The sequence below is a fragment of the Acinetobacter endophylla genome (assembly GCF_053543775.1).
Window position 1 is genome coordinate 1 of record NZ_JBLVOM010000319.1, and the last position, 1,570, is coordinate 1,570.

Genomic DNA, 1,570 nt, shown 5'->3' on the forward strand with positions numbered 1-1,570 from the left:
CCAGATTGGCAAGTTCTGAGGCTAGGTGCACAACAGTCGTTGTTTTGCCACATCCGCCTTTATGATTAGCAACAGTAATAATTTTTGCAGACATGCGTGTCAGATGCTTCCGTATTTGAATGTTTAGTAATATAAATAACTTTCACTCATCTTACTATAGTTTTAAAATTTATAAATCCTATTTGTTCAGATGTAAAACAGCTTAAAAATAAATCTTTAACTAAGCTAGCTTAATTAATAATTAGAATAATTAGTTATTTAGCTAATTAATAATTAAGAGTGTATTTTTATTATATAAAACAAATGCTTAGAGTTTTAAAGGTGGAAGGTTTGTCACTCTAAAGTGGAAGGTCTGTCACTCTAAAGTGGAAGGTCTGTCACTCTAAAGTGGAAGGTCTGTCACTCTAAAGTGGAAGGTTTGTCACTCTAAAGTGGAAGGTCTGTCACTAGGGTGGAAGGTTTGTCACTGCTATTTTTTAAACCGCTATTTTTATTTAAAAATAATTTAAAAAACAATTATTTAATATGTTAATAAAGTCTCGTAACTAAGCCTTAAAGGTGGAATGATTGTCACTGTATATTTTTAACCTGTGGATAATCTGTTTTTATTGGATATTTCCTGATGATTATATGTGCAGTTATACCTTTCGAATCTAACTGAAAGGTGGAAGCCTTGTCACATCAGGGTTTCTATTTAATTTAACCTATCTGAATGTGGGTGAAAAAATAAAAATAGTCATTCTAAACTGTAATTTCGGGGGCTAAAGGTGGAAGGTCTGTCACTGTAGGGTGGAAATATTGTATTTAATTCCACTTTAAAGGCAAAAAACCGGATAATAACGCTTTTTTTTGATGACGGACCTTCCACTTTTAGAATCTTGTGGTGAAAGTCTTGAAAGTTTTTCCACTTTTGTATATAAAAACTAAGTCAAATTATAAATATCACGGTTATGACAGAATCTGAACCATTGCAAGAAGAAACGAATTATATTCCCTACTGTATAGGCAACATTCGCCATAATGGCGTTGTCAGTACCAGTAACCGATTAATTCGCCCAATCGAGTTGTCATCCAATGAATATAAGGCACTTCTATATGCAATGGCGGTTGCGAATTATAGTGAGAAAAATAAGGTAAATAGTGAAATTACCGAACAAACTTATATTTATTTGTATAAGGATGATTTGGCAGATTTACTAGGATTAAATAAACGTAATTCAATTAATGTTGCAATAGATCGGATCTATAAAGAGCTTTCATCCCGAGTAGCTCATTTTATTATTGAGGAGCCTGCTGATAATGGTAAGAGAAAGACTAAAAAAGTACATTCTGTCGTTCCCATTATCCGTGAGTTAAGATGGGAAGATGACTCTAAAAATGCAATTCAGATTCGTTTTACCAGTGAGGTGTTGCCGTATTTCACTCAACTGGCTGGGGGTAATTTTACTACCTATCAGCTAAAACATCTTTTTGCCCTAGATTCTGTTGCCAGTATGAGTCTTTATACTTATTTCATTAAAAACGAATTTAAGTACGCCAATCAAAAGAGTTATGAAGTGCCATTACTTTT

General features: G+C 33.2%; 2 protein-coding genes. One reads left to right on the forward strand and one right to left on the reverse strand.

Annotated elements, in window-relative coordinates; genetic code table 11:
- Positions 1-94: ParA family protein (locus ACNPNW_RS19175; protein WP_448767353.1), on the reverse strand; the 94-nt coding region annotated here is incomplete at its 3' end.
- An 856-nt stretch (positions 95-950) separates the two neighbouring features.
- Here ACNPNW_RS19175 and ACNPNW_RS19180 point away from each other — a divergent pair.
- A partial coding sequence (locus ACNPNW_RS19180) for a replication initiation protein (protein ID WP_448767351.1) occupies positions 951-1,570 on the forward strand: 620 nt, incomplete at its 3' end.